This window comes from Bacillus sp. FJAT-29937 (genome assembly GCF_001509555.1).
In the GTDB taxonomy this organism is placed as follows: domain Bacteria; phylum Bacillota; class Bacilli; order Bacillales; family Cytobacillaceae; genus Cytobacillus.
On sequence record NZ_LMAS01000001.1, the window covers coordinates 439,186 to 459,498 of the forward strand.

The 20,313-nt window shown below is 38.6% G+C and carries 18 protein-coding genes; all 18 read right to left on the reverse strand.

Annotated elements, in window-relative coordinates; translation table 11 throughout:
• Positions 1–92: 92 nt before the first annotated feature.
• The 18 genes from asd to AR328_RS02205 all read right to left on the reverse strand — a co-directional run bounded on the left by asd (position 93) and on the right by AR328_RS02205 (position 20,238).
• A complete protein-coding gene (asd, locus tag AR328_RS02120; protein WP_066288879.1) occupies positions 93–1,142 on the reverse strand; it encodes an aspartate-semialdehyde dehydrogenase in 1,050 nt (349 codons plus the stop codon).
• A gap of 141 nt (positions 1,143–1,283) precedes the next feature.
• Positions 1,284–1,883, reverse strand: a complete 600-nt coding sequence (gene dpaB, locus AR328_RS02125; protein WP_066288881.1) for a dipicolinate synthase subunit B — start codon at positions 1,881–1,883, stop codon at positions 1,284–1,286.
• Positions 1,884–1,885: 2 nt separating this feature from the next.
• Positions 1,886–2,785 carry a dipicolinic acid synthetase subunit A gene (gene dpaA, locus AR328_RS02130; RefSeq protein WP_066288884.1) on the reverse strand — a complete coding sequence of 300 codons (900 nt, stop codon included), beginning with the start codon at positions 2,783–2,785 and terminating at the stop codon, positions 1,886–1,888.
• A 254-nt stretch (positions 2,786–3,039) separates the two neighbouring features.
• The gene (locus tag AR328_RS02135) at positions 3,040–3,294 is read right to left on the reverse strand and encodes a YlmC/YmxH family sporulation protein (RefSeq protein WP_066288886.1); all 255 of its coding nucleotides are present in this window, start codon (positions 3,292–3,294) and stop codon (positions 3,040–3,042) included.
• Positions 3,295–3,407: 113 nt separating this feature from the next.
• Positions 3,408–4,643, reverse strand: coding sequence for a M16 family metallopeptidase (locus tag AR328_RS02140; protein ID WP_066288893.1), 1,236 nt, complete (start codon positions 4,641–4,643; stop codon positions 3,408–3,410).
• A gap of 39 nt (positions 4,644–4,682) precedes the next feature.
• The gene (locus AR328_RS02145) at positions 4,683–5,672 is read right to left on the reverse strand and encodes a polysaccharide deacetylase family protein (RefSeq protein ID WP_066288896.1); all 990 of its coding nucleotides are present in this window, start codon (positions 5,670–5,672) and stop codon (positions 4,683–4,685) included.
• A 168-nt stretch (positions 5,673–5,840) separates the two neighbouring features.
• Positions 5,841–7,961: a polyribonucleotide nucleotidyltransferase gene (pnp, locus tag AR328_RS02150; RefSeq protein ID WP_066288897.1), complete on the reverse strand. Its 2,121-nt coding sequence runs from the start codon at positions 7,959–7,961 to the stop codon at positions 5,841–5,843.
• A gap of 218 nt (positions 7,962–8,179) precedes the next feature.
• Entirely contained in the window at positions 8,180–8,449 is a 270-nt protein-coding gene (gene rpsO / locus AR328_RS02155; protein WP_066288899.1) for a 30S ribosomal protein S15, read from the reverse strand.
• Positions 8,450–8,569: 120 nt separating this feature from the next.
• Positions 8,570–9,517 (reverse strand): bifunctional riboflavin kinase/FAD synthetase, encoded by a 948-nt coding sequence (ribF, locus tag AR328_RS02160; protein WP_066288902.1) that lies wholly within the window; start codon positions 9,515–9,517, stop codon positions 8,570–8,572.
• 38 nt (positions 9,518–9,555) lie between these two features.
• Positions 9,556–10,476 carry a tRNA pseudouridine(55) synthase TruB gene (gene truB, locus AR328_RS02165; protein WP_066288906.1) on the reverse strand — a complete coding sequence of 307 codons (921 nt, stop codon included), beginning with the start codon at positions 10,474–10,476 and terminating at the stop codon, positions 9,556–9,558.
• Positions 10,477–10,544: 68 nt separating this feature from the next.
• Complete coding sequence (gene rbfA, locus AR328_RS02170; RefSeq protein WP_066288912.1) at positions 10,545–10,910, reverse strand: 30S ribosome-binding factor RbfA; 366 nt, start codon at positions 10,908–10,910, stop codon at positions 10,545–10,547.
• A 17-nt stretch (positions 10,911–10,927) separates the two neighbouring features.
• Positions 10,928–11,209 carry a DUF503 domain-containing protein gene (locus AR328_RS02175; RefSeq protein WP_066288915.1) on the reverse strand — a complete coding sequence of 94 codons (282 nt, stop codon included), beginning with the start codon at positions 11,207–11,209 and terminating at the stop codon, positions 10,928–10,930.
• Positions 11,206–13,422, reverse strand: coding sequence for a translation initiation factor IF-2 (gene infB / locus AR328_RS02180; protein WP_066288918.1), 2,217 nt, complete (start codon positions 13,420–13,422; stop codon positions 11,206–11,208). The genes AR328_RS02175 and infB overlap by 4 nt, the downstream gene beginning before the upstream one ends.
• A gap of 19 nt (positions 13,423–13,441) precedes the next feature.
• Entirely contained in the window at positions 13,442–13,744 is a 303-nt protein-coding gene (locus AR328_RS02185; protein ID WP_066288920.1) for a YlxQ family RNA-binding protein, read from the reverse strand.
• Positions 13,741–14,025, reverse strand: coding sequence for an RNase P modulator RnpM (gene rnpM, locus AR328_RS02190; protein ID WP_066288928.1), 285 nt, complete (start codon positions 14,023–14,025; stop codon positions 13,741–13,743). The genes AR328_RS02185 and rnpM overlap by 4 nt, the downstream gene beginning before the upstream one ends.
• Before the next feature lie 15 nt (positions 14,026–14,040).
• Positions 14,041–15,171 carry a transcription termination factor NusA gene (gene nusA / locus AR328_RS02195; protein ID WP_066288930.1) on the reverse strand — a complete coding sequence of 377 codons (1,131 nt, stop codon included), beginning with the start codon at positions 15,169–15,171 and terminating at the stop codon, positions 14,041–14,043.
• Between the two features lie 38 nt (positions 15,172–15,209).
• Entirely contained in the window at positions 15,210–15,683 is a 474-nt protein-coding gene (gene rimP / locus AR328_RS02200; RefSeq protein ID WP_197414406.1) for a ribosome maturation factor RimP, read from the reverse strand.
• A 235-nt stretch (positions 15,684–15,918) separates the two neighbouring features.
• The gene (locus tag AR328_RS02205; protein ID WP_066288934.1) at positions 15,919–20,238 is read right to left on the reverse strand and encodes a PolC-type DNA polymerase III; all 4,320 of its coding nucleotides are present in this window, start codon (positions 20,236–20,238) and stop codon (positions 15,919–15,921) included.
• Positions 20,239–20,313 lie beyond the last annotated feature (75 nt).

The following is a 20,313-nucleotide window of genomic DNA, read 5'->3' on the forward strand; positions in this document are numbered from 1 at the left end:
TATTAGAGAGGATGATTATATTTGGAGCTAGAAAATTTCTAGCTCCCTTATTTTAAGCTCAAATCTTTTAAAGAAATGAATCGTGAACTTTATTATTTTACTAAACCAAGTTTTATTAAGCTTTCTGCAATTTGAACTGAGTTCCAGGCAGCTCCCTTTAATAGGTTGTCAGACACAACCCACATATGGAAACCCTTCGGTTGATCTAAGTCTTTGCGGATACGTCCGACAAACACATCGCTCTTGCCTACGCAATCTGCAGGCATTGGGTAGATTTGATTGTCTGGATCATCTTGTAAAATAACACCTTGGGCATCTTGAAGAAGCTCTTTAATATGTTGTGAGCTAACTCCTTCTTCATTCACTTCGAAGTAGATTGATTCTGAGTGCCCGGTTGCAACTGGCAAACGCACACATGTCGCTGCAACTTGAAGCTCAGGAAGATGCATAATCTTTTTTGTTTCATTAATCATTTTCATTTCTTCAAATGTAAAGCCGTTCTCCGTAAACTTATCAATTTGCGGAATGGCGTTGAAGGCAATTTGATAATGCTTCTTATCACCTTTTACAGGGAGAATGGCAGGTTCAAAAGATTCCCCATTTATGATTGCTTTTGTTTGCTCATGAAGCTCTTCAACTGCAGCTGCACCAGATCCTGAAACAGCCTGGTATGTTGAAACGATAACCTTATTTAAACCGTATTTTTCACGGATTGGCTCTAAAGCTACAACCATTTGAATCGTTGAGCAGTTTGGATTTGCAATAATTCCCTTATGATTGTGGAGATCGTTTTCATTAACTTCTGGTACGACAAGCGGAACCTCTTCATCCATTCGGAAAGCACTTGTATTATCAACGACAACTGCTCCATGGGATACAGCATGAGCCGCCATTTCTTTAGAAACACTGCCGCCCGCACTAAATAATGCTATATCAACATCTGCAAAGCTATCTGGTGTTGCTTCCTGGACTGTTAGCTCATCACCTTTAAAAATCACCTTTTTTCCCGCTGAACGGGCAGAAGAAAGCAATGTTAATTTTTCGATTGGAAAATTCTTTTTCTCAAGTGTGTCAAGCATTTGCTGACCTACTGCTCCTGTTGCTCCTAAAACTGCTACATGAAATCCTTTTTTCTGTTCCATTTGTTTTTTTCCCCTCTCAAAAATACTTGCTAGCAAAAAAGTTATTACAGAAACATAATGAATTTTCTTATAATAACATACATTTTAACATATTCATTCTTTAAAGTAATAAACTTTTTGCTAGAAAAATTGGGGAAATCCTTATATTTCGTCTTTATATCTTTCAACAAGCACAGGCTGGAATTGCTTTCCTGCAATAGCAGCTTCGATTGTCTCTGATAATGCCGTCATTCTAGCAACCATTGAATTTGGTTTTTTCACTGGATCATCCTGGCCAAAAGGAATGAAATATATATTTTTCGTTGACATTAATCTCATTAAATTCACGCCATTTAAGCCCAATGCATCGTTCGTGGATATTCCTAATACAACCGGCTTTTGATTTCTTAACGTTGCCTTTGCAGCCATTAATACAGGGGAATCTGTCATGGCATTTGCAAATTTACTCATTGAATTGCCTGTCAGGGGAGCGATCACCATGCAATCTAATGGAATTTTCGGACCTAACGGCTCTGCTTTCACGATGGAATCAATCACATTATTCCCAGTTAATTCTTCAATTCTCTGTACCCAATCCTCCCCTTTGCCAAACCTTGTTTCCGTGCTTTTCACAGTAAAGGTAACAACAGGCAATACTTCAGCCCCAGCATTGACTAGCTTCTCTATTTCCGGGAACACCGCATCGTATGTGCAATGGGATCCTGTCAGTCCAAAACCGATACGTTTTCCTTTTAAACTCATAATTAAATATTCCCCTTTCGCTTCATGCTATCTTCTTTTATTAACTGGGTAAGAACTTGCGCTAATATTTTCCCGGCTGTTTTCGGTGCGACGATTCCAGGAAGACCAGGTGCCAGCAGTGCCTTTACTCCCCTTTTTTCTGCATACCTAAAGTCTGTCCCTCCCGGTTTAGAAGCAAGGTCAATGATAAGTGTGTGAACCGGCATTTTTGCAATGACAGAAGCCGTGACTACTAAATATGGAATCGTGTTGATACATATATCTGCATCTTTTACTTCATTTTCTAAATCCTTTAAATGAAATGGAATTAAACCCATTTCTGTAATCCTTGCAATATGTTCACTTTTTCTTGCCCCTACCTTTACCTTAGCTCCAAGAGAAGCAAAGACTCTGGCAACACTCATCCCAACCCTTCCGAGACCGAGAACGGTAATGTTTGATCCATGAATAGTGATATCTGTATGCTGTATGGCCATCATGATCGTTCCCTCTACTGTTGGGATTGAGTTATAGATGGCTACATCATCGCGTTCAAATAAATTCACTAGACGTCTATTTGCCTGCTTAGTCAAACTGTCTAAATAGGAGTTGCTAATCCCTGAATAAATCGTACAATGTGATGGTGTTTCCAATAGCATTTCTTTCCGTAAATACACCTTTTCATTAGAAAATATTGTTTCAATTTGACCATCTAAGCCAGTTCCAGGAACAGGTAATATGACAACATCTTTATTTGTAAAATCAACTTCATCCACTTTTTCTTTAACAGCTCCAGTAAAGGCATGATCTAATTGTTCGAATCCAATTAATGAAAGCTTGGCATCCAGCTCGGTTAGTCTGCGTATAATTTCCAGCTGCCTAGCATCTCCGCCAATAACAGCAATTTGTATGTCTGTTAGCATGAAACCCTCACCTTCTTCTAAAGAGTGTTACAGGTATTGTGTTAATTCACTACTTCAACATCCTATGTACGAAAAGCTAAATCGGTGAGTTTTCCATGTAAAGAAAAGGCTTGAAAGATGAGTTTGCGAGGTTTTCGTATGAGAGGATGTAAGTGGGCACTAGGTTTTAGCCTAAGTTTTAATATTGGAAAGAATTTTTTTCAAAAAAAAAAAGACTGGCTTGTGCCAATCTAAACAATTACTTTCAAAGTTTACTATTCATTTCCCTCTTCCTCATCCGGCATATCTAATATAATCATATCGGTTCCAATCCTTTTTATGTGACTCCAAGGTACACGAATTTCGTCTCCTTGCCTTTTCAGCCCAAACCATTTCAAAGATGGAATGACTAATGCCTGTATTTGTCCACTTTTTTCGTTTATTTCAAGATCTGTTTGCCCAAGAACCCCTAATCTTTCCGCTTTTTTTACGTCAACGATCTCTTTTCCACTCAACTCACTAAGTCTCATGCCCTTCCCCCTCTCTATACAATTTATCGTTATTCATAATGATTTAGACTATAAATCAATATTGCCGCCATTACCAAAAAACAGTCTGCTAATTAACAGACTGTCATCAATAATTATAGACTTTTTGGCAACTCGCCATTAGGGCTAATTAATGCAATGGCATATTTATCAGTGAAAATGGAATTTGCCATTTCATCCACACCTTTTTTAGAAACAGCATCAATTTGTTCAATGATTTCATCTAATGATCGATGACGCCTCAGTAAAAGTTCATTTTTTCCATTTCGGCTCATTCGGCTATTGGTGCTCTCTAAGCTGAGCATTAGGCTGCCTTTTAACTGTTCCTTGCTATTAATTAATTCCTTTTCTGTAATTCCTTCTTGTTTAAGCTTGCATAATGTTTCTTGCATCGTTTCAAATAGGACGTCCAATTGCTTAGCACCAGTTCCTCCATAGAGAGTAACAATCCCTGCGTCTTGGTAAGCTGAGTGATAAGAAAAGACTGAATAAGCAAGTCCTTTTTGCTCCCTAACATCCTGGAATAACCTGCTGCTCATGCTGCCTCCAAGTATATTATTGAGGATAATTAAATTGTACATTTCCGGATGGCCAACCTTCAGTCCATCGAAACCAATACATAAATGCGCCTGCTCTGTATCCTTTTTCCGAACAACTTTATTTGAATGGAATTCAAGACTATGCTCCGTTTTTTCATGCTTGCCGCCTTCATAGGCTCCGAAATATTTTTCAACTTCGCGAATGAAAGAATCAGTAATATTGCCGGCAATTGAGATGACCACTTTTTCAGGCGTATACATGTTATGGACATATTCTCTTAATGTATCACCATTAAAGGTCGCAAGTGTTTCCTCTGTTCCTAATATCGGATAGCCGAGTGGATGATTTTCATAAATGGCTTTACTAAGCAAGTCATGAACGATATCATCAGGCGTATCTTCATACATTTTTATTTCTTCATATACAACATTTTTCTCTTTATTTAGCTCTTCTTCTACGAATGTAGAGTTAAAGAACATATCAGCTAAAACCTCAAGTGCAAAATCTGCATGAGTATCAAGAACCTTGGCATAATAGCATGTGTATTCTTTTGAAGTAAATGCATTCACCTGTCCGCCAATACTGTCAAATGATTCAGCAATCTCTCGTGCGGATCTTGTTTTTGTCCCTTTAAAAAACATATGCTCTAGAAAATGTGAAATCCCATTATTCTCAAGGTTTTCATCCCTAGATCCGGTTCCAATCCAAACACCAATGGCAACGGAACGAACGTGTGGAATATTTTCTAATACGACTCTTACACCATTTTGGCATGTATACTTTTTAATCAAATAAGTTCCTCCTGTTCCTTTAACAGAGCTGCAATGATATTAGTTGTTATTTTCCTTATTATTAACTTTTCCAAAATTAAGATTATCAGCCATTCGATCAGAACTCAAAAGATCGGAAACGGTTCCAATTTGAAAGTCCCGATTCTTCAGCTGAATAATTAACTGATCTAGCGATTTTTCTGTTGGGCTTGTAGGGTGCATTAAGATGATTGCCCCGTTATGAACCTTACCCATTACACGATTTAGCAATTCCTCTTCGGATGGCTTTTTCAAATCAGCTGTATCAACTGACCATAAGACCGTTCTTAAGCCTTCCTGTAAGGCAATTTGTATTGTTTCTTCACGAAAGCTTCCGCTTGGCGGGCTAAACCATTGTACAGGTTTATCTGTAATCGCTTGAATGACTTCATTTGTTTTTTGAATTTCTTCCTTCATTATACTCGTTGGTATTTTTGCCATATTAGGTTGAGAATATGAATGGTTGCCAATTTCATGACCTGCTTCTTCGATCATTTTCGCCAATTCAGGATTTTTTTGAGCCCATTTTCCCTCTAAGAAAAAACTCGCAGAAACGTTATGCTTCTTTAAGGTCGTCAGCATGTCTGTTAAATACTCATTTCCCCATGCTACATTTATGATAAAACTAACCATCTGTTTCTCCGGATGTCCTTTATACGTTGGAGATGGCGGCAAATCCTTCAATTGAATTTTAGGCTGAATTTGTTTGAAAACTAGCTTTTCATCCTTAAATTCGCCATCTGCTTTCATTTTTTTATAGGAAGCTCCTATATCAACCTGTATTCCATTTAATCCAGGCATCGCCTTCCAAACTCGATCAATCTTCGCATCCTGGGGAGGAATATTATAATCTATTGCTCTTTCAGTAATTTCTTTATATAAAGGATCCTTTTGTTTTGAAACAGAAATAGAATCAGCTTTTAAACCTAAGACATATTGATTCGTTAACGGATTGCTGACAAAAAGATATGCAGCTATAAAAATAATGCCTAAATGAATCAGCTTTTTCATTCATCTTGCCTCCTTCCATAAACCATATGTTTAAGGAGGACAAGGTAGAACGAGCTGCATTTCCTTATGAAAGTTAATTTTTAACAAAAGGTATGTATATGGAAAGAGTCAGGGGGGTCTTCCCGTCCTGACTCTTTCCTTTCATAATAAATCATGCTTTAAAAGTAATTATTGTTGTGCTTGTTCTTTCTGTTCACGCTGTTCACGGAGGACTGCTTTACGTGATAAGTTTACACGGCCTTGTTTATCGATTTCGGTTACTTTAACAAGTAATTCGTCCCCAATGGACACGACATCCTCTACCTTGCCGACGCGTTCTTCCGCAAGCTCAGAAATGTGGACAAGTCCATCTTTTCCGTTAAAAATTTCAACGAATGCTCCGAATTTTTCAATTCGCTTTACTTTACCAAGATACATTTGTCCGACTTCAACCTCACGGACAATGTCCTCAATAATTTTCTTCGCTTTTTGGTTCATTTCTTCATTAGTTGAAGAGATGAATACTGTACCATCTTGCTCAATATCAATTTTGACACCAGTTTCTTCAATAATCTTATTGATTTGCTTTCCGCTCGGCCCAATAACATCACGAATCTTATCTGGATTAATATGCATTGTCAGGATCTTAGGAGCATATTTGGATAGCTCTTGTCTAGGCTGGTCAATCGTACTTAGCATAGAGTCAAGAATTTGAATGCGGCCTTTTTTCGCCTGCTGAAGGGCCTCTTCTAATATTTCACGAGAAAGACCTTCAATTTTAATATCCATTTGTAAGGCTGTTACCCCTTTAGCCGTACCCGCAACCTTAAAGTCCATATCTCCTAGATGGTCTTCCATACCTTGGATATCCGTCAGTATTGAGTAATGCTCTCCTGACTTGATAAGGCCCATCGCGATTCCCGCAACAGGAGCCTTAATTGGAACACCTGCATCCATCATAGCAAGAGTACTTGCGCAAATACTAGCCTGTGATGTAGATCCATTAGATTCCAATACTTCAGAAACTAAACGAACTGTATACGGGAAATCCTTTTCAGATGGAATAACAGGCTCTAATGCACGCTCTCCCAGTGCGCCATGGCCAATTTCACGTCGGCCTGGCCCTCTCATCGGTCCCGTTTCACCAACACTGAAATTAGGGAAGTTGTAATGGTGCATAAAACGCTTTTCTTCCTCGATTCCGAGGCCATCCAGAATTTGGACGTCACCTAATGCACCTAATGTACATATGCTTAAAGCTTGAGTTTGGCCTCGAGTAAATAGTCCAGAACCATGTGTTCTAGCAAGAATACCAATTTCTGAAGACAATGGGCGAATGACATCCAAGCCACGGCCATCTGGACGCACCTTATCTTCTGTAATAAGTCTGCGCACTTCGCCTTTTACAATTTTATCAAGTATTTGTTTTACTTGCTTAAGGTCAGCTTCCGTTGACTCTTCTTCTTCAAATTTTGCCATTACCGCATTTTTAACAGCTTTAATAGCATCCTCACGTGCATGCTTTTCTTGAACCTGAATAGCAGCGATCATGTCTTGCTCGCAAATCGAACGAACTTTAGTTTCTAATTCTTGATCTAGTTCAAATAGAACGATTTCAAGTTTTTCTTTGCCAATTTCAGCTACAATTTCTTCTTGGAAAGCAATTAATCGTTTGATTTCTTCATGTCCAAACATAATTGCTTCAAGCATGGTTTCTTCAGGCACTTCTAGAGCACCAGCTTCAACCATATTAATGGCATCCTTTGTACCAGCGACAACTAAATGGATGTCACTTTTATCTGCCTGATCAACTGTTGGATTGATAATGAATTCATCATTAATACGACCAACACTTACTCCAGCAATTGGTCCGCCAAAAGGAATATCTGATACACTAAGTGCTAATGAAGAACCAAACATAGCCGCCATTTCTGAAGAACAATCTTGATCAACACTCATTACCATGCTGACTACTTGTACTTCATTACGAAATCCATCGGCAAATAATGGGCGAATGGGTCTATCAATTAAGCGGCTGGCCAAAATAGCTTTTTCACTTGGACGGCCTTCTCTTTTAATAAATCCTCCAGGTATTTTCCCAACAGCATATAATCTTTCTTCATAATTGACTGTCAATGGAAAGAAATCTAAATTTTTCGGCTCCTTTGATGCGGTTGCTGTACTTAATACAGCTGTGTCTCCATAGCGAACTAGCACTGCGCCATTTGCTTGTTTGGCTAACTGTCCAATTTCTACAGTTAATTTGCGGCCAGCCCAATCTATAGAATAAATATGTTTATCTTGTCCCATATTTTGTAACCCCTCTCTACCTTTTCACAATGGAGGTTTAGCGACTTGTATTGGAAACCTAAACCTAAACATTATCGAACAAAAATACTCCTAAAGTATGAAAACTGTGTATGTATAGTATGTACAATTTTATTACAAGTTAAAATCGGTCTTTTATGTATGTAAACATGTGTTCTTTTTAAGCTAATAAAAAAGCGGGAAAACTCCCGCTTTTCTTATTATCGACGTAAACCTAATTTGTTAATTAACTCACGGTAACGTTGAACGTCTTTGTTACGCAGGTAAGTTAACAGGTTACGACGTTTACCTACCATTTTCAAAAGACCGCGACGTGAGTGGTGATCTTTCTTATGAGTACGTAAATGATCGTTCAGTTTGTTAATTTCCTCAGTAAGGACAGCGATTTGAACCTCTGGAGATCCAGTATCATTCTCATGAGTTTTGTACTCATTGATTAGTTCATTTTTACGTTCTTTAGTGATTGCCATCCGTTTCACCTCCTAAATAATATCCCCTGTTACCGAGCAAGCGTCGGTGACTCGACTTGCCAAGCAAAGGTTCTTTTGATACGTTAATAAGAATACAACTTTTTATGACAAAATGCAAGGCTAAACATTGTTTTTTTCAAAGAAAGCAAGTGCGGACCTTTTGTCCTTTTCGATTTGGGCAACAAGTTCTTCTATGCCATTGAACTTTTGTTCTTTTCGTAAGTGCAAGTGCCATTCAACTTTGACTTCTTGACCGTAAATATCTTGATTAAAATCAAAAATATGAACTTCTATTGATGGCTTTTTCGACATTTCTTTATTAAAAGTTGGCTTATAGCCGACATTGCATACTCCTTCATTCCACTCTCCATGAACGTTAATTCGGACGCAATAAACGCCGGTAGGCGGAAAAATATAATCGTCTGTAAGCTCAATATTCGCTGTAGGGAATCCAATCGTTCTCCCTCTTTTATCTCCATGAATAACGTTGCCATTAGTAGAATAATATCTGCCTAGTATAGGTGTAAACTCTTCCATCCTGCCGTCACGAATCATGGAACGAATTAAGGTTGAACTAATTTTCTCATTATTAGATACTAATTTAGGAACGACTGTAAAAGCAAACTTTTCTCTTGAATGAAATGGCAATGTTTCCATCGTTCCTTTTCCCATTCTGCCATATGTATAATCAAAGCCCGCAATCACATGTTTTACATTTAGCCCTATTAAATATTGATCTACAAATTCTTGAGGCAATAAACTCGCAAATTCCATTGAAAAGTTGACAATAAATAAGTAATCAATCCCAAGTTTTTCAATCAGATCGACTTTTTCACGGAGTGGAGTAATATATTCTACATGTTTAACACTTTTCCCTAATACAACAGAGGGATGAGGATCGAAAGTCATAACAGCACTTTTGAAGCCATTTTCCTCCGCGATACTCTTTGCTTCCTTAATAACCTTCTGATGTCCAAGATGAACACCGTCAAAATAGCCTAATGCTATGGACAAAGGCGGAAGTTCTCTCTTAACATATTGCGAATGATTAATTAAAATTATTTCCATGTGGTTCACCTTTTTTCAAATTCAAAGCCTTGATTTTGTCACAACAATTCATTTCGAATGACTTTTACTGGCTTCATTAACCCTTGCTTTTGCTGATGATGTTCGTAAATGGCTAAAGCCATGCCGCTTTCAGTTTCAACAGCAATTGGACCTTCTACTTCAGATAATTGACTTGGTATGGGCAAAACTGCTCCATTTTTTACTTTCTTTGCTACTGTATCATTTATCGTATATTTGGGCAAATGAGAAAGCGCAGATTCAAGCGGTTTTATTTTTTCTGTAAGGGTGCCTTCTTGAACGAAGGTTTCTACTTCTTCTAATGTTAGGCAGTCTTGTAAGGAGAATGAGGCTGATTGAATTCTAATAAGCTCAGACATATGAGCAGGAAACCCTAGTTTTTCTCCAATCATAACTGCTAACGTCCGTATATACGTTCCCTTGCTGCAGGAAACCCTGAAACGGAATTGAATAAGCTCCCCGCTGAATAGATCGCGGTCATCCAGAAGTTCGATTGAGTAGATTCTAACCCTTCTAGTTGGCCTTTCAACTGATATTCCTTGTCTTGCATATTCATAAAGCCGTTTTCCATTTACCTTCACAGCAGAATACATCGGCGGGGTTTGCGTTATTTCACCAGTCAAGCTTTCCAAAACAGATAAAATTTCTTTTCTTGTAAATGAATTTGTTACTTTCCTAACTTCAACGGTTTCTCCTGACGCATCCTCAGTTGTGGTGGAATACCCGATCGTTACTTCCCCTTCATATGCTTTTCCGGCATCTGTAATATATTCTGCCACCTTTGTCGCTCTCCCTAAACAAATAGGAAGTACTCCCGTCACATCAGGGTCTAAAGTTCCGGTATGGCCGATTCTTTTCATTTTTAAAATTTTACGCAGCTTAAACACACAATCATGTGAGGTGATTCCTTTAGGTTTAAATAGCGGCAATATTCCTTCCACACATGATCCTCCTTTCTAAATTCGAAAAAAATGGATAGACAAATGTCTATCCACATCCATTTCTATCATTATTCTTCTTTCTCTTTGGAACGATCCTCATCATGTATTTGATGAAGCAATGTTTCAATTCGATTGCCATAATCAATGGATTCATCAAATTCAAAGAAAATTTCTGGCGTTTTACGCAAGCGAATACGCTGCCCAATTTCCGAACGGATAAATCCTTTTGCTTTTGCAAGGCCTTTAAGCGTATTTTCTCTTTGTTCCTCATCACCAAGAACAGAAATAAATACGGTTGCTTGCTGAAGATCTCCGGTTACTTGGACATCGGTTACCGTAACAAAGCCGACACGCGGATCTTTAATTTTACGGCCGATAATTTCGCCAAGCTCCTTCTTCATTTGTTCTCCAACTTTATTTGCTCGAAGGCTCATAATTTATTCACCTCTAATCAGATCCAATCAACATCAGTAATTGTTCGTTCAATTTCAGGGAACGAATCAATCAATTTAAGGGCATTTTGTAATTCTTGCTCCGTTGAAACTCGAGAGGATGATACGGCAACAATGGCTATTTTTGTCCGTTGCCATACATCTTGATAATCTACCTCAGAGACAGATACATTATATTTTTGTTTCAAACGGGTAAGAATTCTTTGCAATACAGCTCGTTTTTCCTTTAATGAATGTGAGTCATAAATGATACATTCACAAGCTGCGAGCCCAATGATCATTTCCGCTCAATTTCCTGCATAACGAAGGCTTCAATGACATCGCCTTCCTTAACATCGTTGAAGTTTCTGATCGTAATCCCGCATTCATATCCTTGGCTTACCTCTTTAGCATCGTCTTTGAAACGCTTAAGTGCATCCACTTCCCCTTCAAAAATAACAATGCCATCACGGATTAAACGTACACCGCTATCACGGGTAATTTTTCCATCGGTTACATAGGATCCTGCAATTGTTCCAACCTTTGAAACTTTAAATGTTTGGCGAACTTCTGCCTGACCAATAATTTTTTCTTCAAATTCTGGATCAAGCATCCCTTTCATAGCCAATTCAATTTCTTCAATTACTTTGTAAATCACTCGATGCAGGCGAATATCTACACCTTCAGCCTCTGCGGCACGCTTAGCGTTATTATCAGGGCGTACATTAAATCCGACAACAAATGCATTAAATGCTGCAGCAAGTGTAATATCTGATTCATTAATAGCTCCTGCACCAGTGTGAAGAATACGAACATTTACACCTTCAACATCAATCTTTTGCAAGGCTGTGGTAAGTGCTTCTGCCGTACCTTGAACATCTGCTTTAACAACAACATTTAATTCCTTTATTTCGCCTTGCTTCATATGTTCAAACAAATTATCCAAGCTAATTTTTGTCTTTTCACTTCGCTGTGCTTGTAGGGCATGTTGAGCACGAGCCTCTCCAATTTGGCGAGCTGTCTTCTCATCAGGAAGTACAGCAAAGCGATCCCCTGCTTGAGGTACATCATTAAGACCTGTGATTTCTACTGGTGTTGATGGTCCTGCTAGTTTAACACGGCGTCCAAGATCATTGACCATTGCACGTACACGGCCGAAGGTATTTCCAACAACAATCGGATCTCCTACTTTTAATGTACCGTTTTGAACGAGCAGCGTTGCAACGGATCCGCGGCCTTTATCTAATTGAGCCTCGATTACAGTTCCTACAGCACTTCGTTTAGAATTAGCCTTAAATTCTTCTACTTCGCTTACAAGAAGAATCATCTCCAGAAGGTTGTCAATTCCTTCTCCTTTAAGAGCAGAAATAGGAACAAAGATAGTATCCCCACCCCAAGCCTCTGGTACTAAGCCAAATTCAGTTAACTCTTGCATAACGCGGTCTGGATTGGCGGATTCCTTATCCATTTTATTAACTGCTACAATAATTGGTACTTCTGCTGCTTTGGCATGGTTGATCGCTTCAATCGTTTGAGGCATAACCCCATCATCAGCGGCAACGACAAGAATAGTAATATCCGTAATTTTCGCTCCACGGGCACGCATCGTTGTAAAGGCAGCATGTCCTGGAGTATCTAAAAACGTAATCTTTTTGCCATTTTCCTCAACTTGATAAGCTCCGATATGCTGAGTAATTCCACCAGCTTCTCCAGCTGTTACTTTTGTATTTCTGATCGAATCCAAAGTCGTTGTTTTACCGTGGTCAACGTGCCCCATGATTGTAACAACAGCCGGACGCTCAATAAGCTCCGCATCTTCTTCATCTGTAAAATAAACCTCTAAATCAGTCACATCGATATGAACTTCTTCTTCGACTTCGACTCCGTAATCAGTAGCAATTAATTCAATGGCATCTTTATCCAGCGCTTGATTAATTGTAGCCATAACACCAAGCATGAATAATTTTTTAATGATTTCTGAAGGTTCACGATGAAGCTTTTTGGCGAGCTCAGCAACAGTTAATGAATCACTAAAAGTAATTTTTGCTGGAAGTTCCTTTACTTTTTTAGGAGCAGGAGGGACTTGAACTTGATTGTTGCTCTTGCCTTTATTATTGTTTTTATTTCTATTTTGATTGTTGTTATTATTATTTTTATTCTTATTTTTGTTAAAAGACTTATTGTCTTTTTGATTATTCTCGTGGTTTGGCTTTTTGCCTTCTGTTTGTTTTTGCATTGGTTTATTTTTACCTTTGTTTACTTCTGACTGCTCATCTCGACCCGCAGCCGGAGCTTTTGGTTTAGTTTGAACTGAATTTGTCTTTTGCTGATTTTGCTTTTCTGGCTGTTTATCTTCCTTCTTACCGTATATACCGTCCAATTTTTGTACGGCAGAAGCTTCAATTGTTGTCATATGGTTTGAGACCTCGATATTCATGTCTTTTAATTTTGTAATTACGTCTTTACTAGATACATTTTGCTTTTTTGCATATTCGTAAACGCGCATTTTACTCATACTTTCACCCCCGCTGGAATTAATCGAGCAACGACTTCAGTTTTTTAGCAAATCCATCATCAAGCACTGCCACAACAACCCGAGCATCTTTTCCAATAGCCTGACCAAGAATTTCTCGATTTTCGACAAGCCTATAAGGAATATGATAGGATTTACATTTATCAGTTACTTTTTTTGTCGTGTTGACAGAAGCGTCCGCAGATAGCAATATGAGCTTCGCTTTACCGTTTCTTATTTCTTTGATAGTAAGCTCTTCACCCGAAGTAATTTTCCGTGCCCGATTCGCTAAGCCAAGCAATGACATCCATTGATTTGAATTCATTTGGATAGTCGTTTCTCCTTCTCTATGAGCTCCAAAAGCTCTTCATATATAGAATCATCTATTGAAACATCTAAATGGCTTGCTAAAATGTTTTTCTTTTTGGCAAGTTTCACTGCCTCTTCATCTTTAGAAAGGTAGGCGCCGCGACCGGACTTCTTGCCAGTCGGATCCACTGATACTTCCCCTTCTTTAGAGCGAACGATGCGAACGAGTTCTTTCTTCGGTCTCATTTCACCGGTTGCGATACACTTACGCAGAGGAACCTTTTTACGATTGTTCACATTCATTCACCCCTATTAATCCATATCTTCCTGAAAATCATAATTTTCATCGTCTTCAAGCTCAGTGCTATCATAAGTCAAAAGTGTTTCCTCTCTTGGGTACATGCCTGTTTCTCGCGCTTCAGACTCAGATTTAATGTCAATTTTCCATCCTGTTAGCTTTGCAGCAAGTCTCGCGTTTTGCCCGCGTTTCCCAATTGCCAGTGACAGCTGATAGTCTGGTACAATCACAGTTGTAGCTTTATCATTTTCATTTACGATGACGTCAAGCACTTTAGACGGGCTTAAAGCATTAGCAACGAAAACAATCGGATCTGCTGACCACTTGACAATGTCAATCTTTTCACCTTTTAACTCGTTTACGACCGCTTGAACGCGTGTGCCTTTTGGTCCTACACAAGAACCAACTGGATCGACTTCCTCGTTATCAGAATGAACGGAGATTTTCGAACGGTCTCCTGCTTCCCTTGCTACAGATTTAATTTCCACTGTTCCATCGTAAATTTCTGGAACTTCTATTTCAAACAATCTTTTCAAAAGACCTGGATGAGTTCTGGAAACAAAAATTTGTGGTCCTTTTGTAGTCTTTTCAACCTTTGTAATGAAAACTTTTATTCTGTCATGCGGTTTATATTGCTCGTTCGGCATTTGCTCATTTGTTGGAAGAATCGCTTCAATCTTTCCAAGACTGACATAAATAAATTTAGAATCTTGACGCTGAACAATACCTGTCATTATATCTTCTTCACGGTCAATAAATTCAGAGTAAATGATTCCTCGTTCTGCTTCACGAACACGCTGCGTAACAACCTGTTTTGCCGTTTGTGCTGCAATTCGGCCGAAGTCCTTTGGAGTTACTTCTAATTCCACAATATCTTCAACCTGGTAATTAGGATTAATTCTGCTGGCATCTTCAACGGAAATTTCTAGCCTTGGGTCAAAAACCTCTTCAACCACTTCTTTTCGAGCAAATACTCTCATCGTTCCGTTTCCAAGATTTAAATCAATCCGAACATTTTGTGCTTGATTGAAGTTTCTGCGGTATGCAGAGACTAGCGCCGCTTCAATTGCATCAATAATGACATCACGTGAAATGCCTTTTTCTTTTTCAAGTAATGTGAGAGCATCCAACAATTCGCTGCTCATGAGACTTCTTCCCCCTCTATTTAGAAAAGCGCAAGCCCCTATGAAAAGACGACAGCTAAGCGTGCATTAGCTACTTTTTCATATGGAATATCAATGCTTTTCTTTCTTGTTTTAATTTTGATTTCGACTGTAACTGTTTGACCATCAAAATGAGTCAAAATTCCTTCGAATGTTTTATCACCATCAATTGGCTCATATGTTTTAATAAAAACATTTTTGCCAACTGCTTTTTGAAAGTCGTTTTCATTTTTAAGAGGGCGCTCAGCTCCAGGTGATGAAACCTCTAAGAAATAGTTATAAGGAATAGGATCAATCTCATCAAGCTTTTCACTTAATTTTTCACTGACTAGCCCGCATTCCTCAATATCGACACCATTTTCCTTATCAATAAATACGCGGAGGAACCAATCTCTTCCTTCCTTCACGTATTCAATGTCAACTAATTCTAAATTAAGCTCATCTAAAATGGGTGTGACTAATTGTCCGACCGTATCAGTCACTTTGCTCATAATATCCCTCCTCTTCACGGTTCATTTCTTCAAGTGAAATTCGATTCAAATGGATAAATGTGTTAACTAAAATAACGTATACAACACGAAAGAGTGGGTTGCCCCACTCTTCTTTAACGAGAGTTATTAATAGTATTTCCATAAAAACTATACCATAACCAATTTTTTAATGCAAATGGAATGGCTACCATGTCAAGGGATTGGCTCCTTTTTATGATAAAAAATTTACATACTGCCATTAAAACAGTGAAAGCTGATTTTGTTCTGGAAGTGATTCCAGGCAGCCGTGGTTGTCCAAATACTCTATGATCGTTTTGGATAATTTTCCGCGCTGCTGAAGGTCTTCTTTAGAAAGAAACTCCCCAACTTCCCTAGCTTTTACAATATTAAGGGCCGCATTTGTCCCCAATCCAGGAATCGAATTGAATGGAGGTATTAATGTATTCCCATCAATAATAAATTCATTTGCACTTGAGCGGTATAAATCAACCCTTTGGAAACTAAAGCCGCGTTCCAGCATTTCAAGAGCCAGCTCCATTACTGTTAGCAGGTTCTTTTCCTTAGTGGATGCTTCAAGGCCTTTAGCATTTATTTCTTCAATCAAAGCACGAATGGATTGTGATCCTTTAACCATGGCATCGACATCAAAATCTTCAGCGCGAACCGTAAAGTATGCTGCGTAATACAAGAGAGGATGATGAACTTTAAAATATGCAATCCTTACAGCCATTAAAACATAAGCAGAAGCATGGGCTTTAGGGAACATATATTTTATCTTTTTACAAGAGTCTATATACCATTCTGGTACTTGATTCTTCCTCATTTCCTCTTCCATTTCATCTGTTAACCCTTTACCTTTACGAACAGACTCCATAATTTTAAAGGCAAATGCCGGTTCGAGGCCTTGATAAATTAGATACACCATAATATCGTCACGGCAGCCAATAACCTCACTCAATGTACAAACTTTATTATGAATGAGTTCCTGGGCGTTCCCTAGCCAAACATCGGTTCCATGAGAAAGTCCAGATATTTGAACGAGCTCGGAAAAGGTAGTCGGTTTCGTATCTTCAAGCATTTGACGAACAAATCGTGTTCCAAACTCCGGAATACCAAGCGTGCCTGTTTTACACATGATTTGTTCTTCTGTAACACCTAAGGATTCTGTACCGCTAAATATTTTCATGACTTCAGGGTCGTCTGTCGGGATTGTTTTCGGGTCAATTCCGCTTAAATCCTGAAGCATACGAATGACCGTTGGATCATCGTGTCCAAGAATATCAAGTTTAAGTAAATTATCATGGATCGAATGGAAATCAAAATGGGTTGTCTTCCATTCGGAATTTTTATCATCAGCCGGAAATTGGATCGGTGAAAAATCATAAATATCCATATAATCAGGAACAACAATTATTCCTCCCGGATGCTGACCCGTTGTTCTTTTTACACCGGTGCATCCAGAGGCAAGTCGCTCAACCTCTGCTCCTCTTAATTGGAGGTTATGATCCTGCTGATACGCTTTTACATATCCGAATGCTGTCTTATCTGCAACTGTTCCAATCGTACCTGCCCGGTATACATATTCTTCCCCGAACAATACCTTCGTGTAGTTATGGGCACGCGGCTGATACTCACCTGAAAAGTTCAAATCAATATCCGGAACCTTGTCCCCTTTGAAACCAAGGAAAGTTTCAAACGGGATATCCTGTCCATCCTTTATATAGGCAGCACCACAGTTTGGACAGTCCTTATCCGGCAAGTCATAGCCAGAGCCTACTGAACCATCATTGAAGAATTCAGATTGCTTGCAATCTGGACAGACATAATGCGGAGGCAGCGGATTTACCTCTGTTATCTCTGTCATCGTTGCAACAAAGGATGAACCGACAGATCCACGTGAACCTACTAAATAACCATCATCTAGTGATTTTTTCACTAATTTATGCGAAATCAAATAAATAACAGCGAAGCCGTGCCCAATTATACTTTTTAATTCCTTTTCAAGGCGAGCTTCAACAATTTCAGGAAGATTATCTCCATAGATTCTTCTTGCCATTGCATAGCTCATATTCCGCATTTCATCATCTGCGCCTTCGATTTTAGGCGTATAAAGATCATCTTTGATTGGTTTAATAACATCAATCATATCGGCAATTTTATTCGTATTATCTACGACAATTTCCTTTGCCTTCTCGTGCCCCAGAAAAGAAAAGGCATCAAGCATTTCATTCGTTGTTCTAAAATGCACGTCTGGAAGCTTATGACGATTTAATGGATTTGCTCCCCCTTGAGAGCTGATCAGGATCTTACGATATATTTTGTCATTTGGGTTTAAATAATGGACATTTCCTGTTGCAACGACAGGAAGACCTAGCTTATCACCTAATTGAACAATATTACCGATGATCTCTTCCAGAGCCTTTTCATTCCTTATTAGCTCTAATTCAATTAAATGGGCATAAACGGCTTTCGGATGAACTTCAATATAATCGTAGAATGCCGCCATATCTTCAACTTCTTCAGGTGACTTCTGCATCATTCCTTCAAAAACTTCACCTTTATTACATCCAGAGCCTACAAGAAGCCCTTCCCGATATTTCTGAAGCAGTGATCTTGGAATCCGCGGAACACGATAGAAATAGTTCATATGAGAGATAGAAACAAGCTTAAATAGATTCTTTAAACCAGCTTCAGTCTGAGCTAGCAATGTACAATGATAAGGTCTCGCACGCTGGTAGGCATTCCCCTCACCCATATGATCATTAAACTGATCATGATATTCAATTTCTTTTTCTGCCGTATCCTTTAGCATCTTCAATAATAGATATCCAGTTGCTTCCGCATCATATATCGCTCTATGATGCTGTGTTAATTCAACATCAAATTTCTTCGCAAGCGTATTTAAGCGATGGTTTTTCATTTCTGGGTATAAGAAACGAGCTAGTTCTAATGTGTCAATGACTGGATTTGCGGCTTTGCCTAGTCCAATTTTTTTATAACCTACATTTAAGAACCCCATGTCAAAAGAAGCATTATGAGCAACTAAAATCGCATCACATGTCCAGTCGAAAAATCTCTGGAGCACTTCACCGACTTCAGGTGCATTTTCAACAAGATCATCTGTGATACCTGTTAAATTGATAGTTGTTGCAGAAAGCGGGTGGTGCGGATTCGCGAATGACTCAAAGCGGTCGATAATTTCCCCATTGTGAATCTTAACTGCTGCAAGCTCAATAATCGTATCATAGACAGCGGATAATCCAGTTGTTTCAACGTCAAATACTACATACGTATCTTCAGTCAGCTTTCTTTTTGCACTGTTATAGGCAATAGGAACCCCATCATCGACTAAGTTAACTTCTACACCATATAATATTTTTATATCATTTTTCTTACCTGCACCAAAAGCCTCGGGAAAAGACTGTACGACTGCGTGGTCCGTTACAGCTATTGCCTTATGCCCCCACTTCTTTGCCTGGTTAATAAGGGCGCTTACGGATGTGACAGCATCCATTTGACTCATCGGCGTGTGAAGATGCAGCTCTACACGTTTTTGATTTTCAGGAGCTGTATCTTGTCTTTGAATGGGTTTGATTTCGTTAATGTCATTTCCAATCATGACAAGATCTCGAACAAAGGTATCCGTTTGAATACTGCCTCTCACCTTCAGCCACATACCCTTTTGAACATGCTGATACAATGCAGCATCTTCCTTGTCCCGAGAAAACATTTTGACTATGATGGAGCTTGTGTAATCCGTAATTTTGAAGGTTAATAGTGTTCTGCCGCTGCGAAGTTCCTTTGTTTCCGCAGAAAACACATACCCCTCAATTGCCACACGCCGTTCTTCATCGACTATATCAATTAGCTTTCTGAAATCGGCATCATCTTTAATCGTTAAGCCAATTGTTAACGGTCCCTGAACAGTGGAAGCATCATTAGCACTAGCTTCAGCTTCTTTCTTCTGCATTTCAATCATAGCTTGAATGCCTCGTTCTTGGTCTTCTCTTTGTTTAGCCTCAAGAAATTTCTTATATTCCTCATTTGCATCTTCGGAGGAAATTTCAGTTTCAATTGTTATTTTCGGAAAACCAAGTGATTCATAAACACCAGATAACATCTCTGAATATTTTCTTTTAATAGATAACCCTTCCGTATCGTTTCTTACATTTATGATTAATTTATTGCCATGCACAGAAGGAATCTGTTCATTTAATAATTTAATTAATGGAGGAGCCATGCCTTCCATTTCTTCTATACAATATTTCCAGTACGCTTGCACCAATTGTTCATCAAAATGATTATTCTTAACTTCAATAGCAAATGATGTATTTGCAATATGAGAAAATACTTTTGCCAACTTCGTTGAAAAGAGGCTAAAAATAGTAAATGGTAAAATTTGCTCAAATTCAAAATAAAAATGCCACTTTTTCTCTTTCTTCCCAATGACCACTTTTTTTATTTGAGCATGCTGAAAATGCTGCACAATTGAATCATCGGTTAATTGCAGCTGCTGGAGCAAGAGTTGGAATCTCTCTTTATTGCCTAGGGCTTCCATTGATCTCTCTCCCATCTATTAATTTTCAATTTCACATATACAGACGATGTCTATTATAACATGAACCTTCTATGT